We start from the raw sequence: 2,881 nt of genomic DNA, 5'->3' as shown, positions 1-2,881 counted from the left end.
CGACGCCGCCCTGATGTATGAGCCGGAAGTGTCGCAGGCGCTGGGCTTCGGCTTCCGCTGTGGCTTCCTGGGTCTGTTGCACATGGAAATCGTGCAGGAGCGCCTGGAGCGCGAATTCGACATGGATCTGATCACCACCGCGCCCACGGTGGTGTATGAAGTGCAGCAACGCGACGGCACCCTGCTGATGGTGGACAACCCTTCCAAGATGCCGGAAGTGTCCAAGATCGAAGAGATCCGCGAACCCATCGTCACCGTCAACCTGTACATGCCGCAGGAATACGTGGGCTCGGTCATCACCCTGTGTACGCAAAAGCGTGGCATCCAGATGAACATGAGCTACCACGGCAAGCAGGTGCAGTTGACCTATGAAATGCCGATGGCCGAGATCGTGCTGGACTTCTTCGACCGCCTGAAATCCACCTCGCGCGGCTATGCCTCCATGGACTACGAGTTCAAGGAATACCGCGCCGCCGACGTGGTCAAGGTGGACATGCTGATCAACAGCGAAAAGGTCGATGCGCTGGCCATCATCGTGCACCGTGCCGCGGCCCAGATCCGTGGTCGCCAGGTGGCGGCCAAGATGCGTGAACTGATCCCGCGCCAGATGTTCGACGTGGCCATTCAAGCGGCTATCGGCGCGACCATCATCTCGCGTGAAAACGTCAAGGCCATGCGCAAGAACGTGCTGGCCAAGTGCTACGGCGGTGACATTTCGCGTAAGCGCAAACTGCTGGAAAAGCAGAAGGCCGGCAAGAAGCGCATGAAGCAGGTGGGCTCGGTCGAAATTCCGCAGGAAGCATTCCTGGCAATCTTACAAGTGGAAGATAAATAACATGCAGGCTTTGTTGGGCAATTTCGCACTGATTCTTTTCGTCTTGATGCTGGTGACCGGCGTGATCTGGTTTGCCGACACCTTCTTCCTGTCCAAGCAGCGCCGCGCCCGCGCCGATGCTGCCCTGGCCGAGTTCGACGCCCGCGTGGCGCGCGATGAGGCGCAGGGCATCAAGCGTGATGGCAGCGTGGCCAGCAGCCGTGCAGATTTGCAGGCGCACCATCTGAAGCAGCCGGCCTGGATCGAATATTCGGGCAGCTTCTTCCCGGTCATCGCCCTGGTGTTCTGCCTGCGCTCCTTCCTCTACGAGCCGTTCAAGATTCCGTCCAGCTCGATGGTGCCGACCCTGCTGGTGGGCGATCTGATCCTGGTGAACAAATTCACCTATGGCATCCGCCTGCCCATCATCAACAAGAAGATCATCGAAGTGAGCCAGCCGCAACGTGGCGACGTGATGGTGTTCAAGTTCCCCAAGGATCCGTCGGTGGACTACATCAAGCGCGTGGTTGGCGTTCCTGGTGATAAAATAGTCTATAAAAACAAGCGCTTAACGATCAATGGTGAACAAATTTCTTATAAAGCGCTGCCGGATTATCTGGATCAGGAAAATCTGACGTACTATAAGCAATGGCAGGAAAACCTGACCGGCGTGGAGCACAAGATCCTCACCGATGAGCGTGCCCCCAACTTCGTGCCCAACCCGGATGCCTTCCCGCATCACGAACTGTGCACCTACAACGCCGATGGTTTCGCCTGCACGGTGCCCCCGGGCGAGTATTTCATGATGGGAGACAACCGGGACAACAGCCTCGACAGTCGTTACTGGGGCTTCGTACCGGATCAGAACATTGTCGGCAAGGCATTCTTTGTCTGGATGAACCTTGGCGATATTACGCGGATCGGTAGCTTCCACTAAAGCGCGCCGCATCCTGGCCGAGCAGCTTTCGTAGTTTCCGCAGTTTCCTTTTGGCAATTTCGCATTGTGGAGGCAGACCCGGAGCAGTTTTCAGCTTTGCTTTGAACCGATCCCGCTGACTGGTCAGGCTGGTATTCCCCGATCCACGCGCCGCTGCGCGTATCGGGGCGGCAGACTGAATGACGGATGAAAAAATGGATCCTCAACTCTTGCAACAACGGCTAGGCCACACCTTCAAGGACGCTGCGCTCCTGCAGCAGGCCCTGACCCATCGTAGCCATAGCGCCTTGCATAACGAGCGGCTGGAATTCCTCGGCGATTCGGTGCTGAACTGCGTGGTGGCTTCGCTGCTCTTCGAGCGCTATGACAAGATCGACGAAGGTGATCTTTCACGCCTGCGCGCCAACCTGGTCAAGCAGCAATCCCTGTATGAAATCGCCCAGCGGCTGGAACTCTCGCAGTTTTTGCGCCTGGGCGAGGGCGAACTGAAGTCGGGCGGTTTCCGCCGTCCCTCGATCCTGGCCGATACGCTGGAGGCGCTGTTTGGCGCCATCTTCCTCGATTCCGGCTTCGAGGCGGCGCGCGCGGTGATTCGCTCGCTCTATGTGCCGGTGCTGGAACACGTCGACCCCAAGACCTTGGGCAAGGATGCCAAGACCCTGTTGCAGGAATTCCTGCAGGGCAAGAAAATCCCGCTGCCGCAGTACAACGTCATCGCCACCCATGGCGCTGCCCACAGCCAGGAATTCGAGATCGAATGCCTGGTGCCCAAGCTGGACATCCAGGTCTTCGGCACCGGTGGCAGCCGCCGCGCCGGCGAGCAGGCTGCCGCCAAGCTGGCGCTGGAAGCGGTGCAACTGGCGCTGGCCAAGACCCCTTCGTCCAGCCGCAAGCCGCGCACCCGCACCACCCAATTGAAGCTGGCCGGTATTGCCACCATCCAGCCCGATGCCCCCGACCAGGAAAGCGCCAAGAGCCCGCGTCCCGAGGCTGCCGTGAGCAAGCCGGCCAAGGAAGCCAAGCCGGCCCGGGAGCCCAAGGAACAAAAAGAGCAGAAAGAACAGAAAGAACAGCAGAAGGACGGGCGCAGCCAGAACGGCGCTCGCCATGAAGGCAAGCATACCGGCGCC

2 protein-coding genes and 1 pseudogene are annotated in these 2,881 nt (G+C 59.3%); all 3 read left to right on the top strand.

Annotation, left to right across the window (positions count from 1 at the left end):
• Positions 1 to 835 (top strand): annotated as a pseudogene (locus tag I5W_RS08290) (elongation factor 4); the annotation flags it as partial.
• A gap of 1 nt (position 836) precedes the next feature.
• Positions 837 to 1,751, top strand: a complete 915-nt coding sequence (gene lepB, locus I5W_RS08285; protein ID WP_017450841.1) for a signal peptidase I — start codon at positions 837 to 839, stop codon at positions 1,749 to 1,751.
• A gap of 194 nt (positions 1,752 to 1,945) precedes the next feature.
• Positions 1,946 to 2,881, top strand: a 936-nt coding sequence (gene rnc / locus I5W_RS08280) for a ribonuclease III (RefSeq protein WP_044528868.1), incomplete at its 3' end; no start/stop codon positions are given.

The organism is Herbaspirillum sp. B65 (assembly GCF_000333555.1).
In the GTDB taxonomy this organism is placed as follows: Bacteria; Pseudomonadota; Gammaproteobacteria; order Burkholderiales; family Burkholderiaceae_D; genus Herbaspirillum; species Herbaspirillum rubrisubalbicans.
The sequence above is the reverse complement of the archived record's forward strand: the minus strand, read 5'-3'. Positions and strand labels throughout refer to the sequence as shown.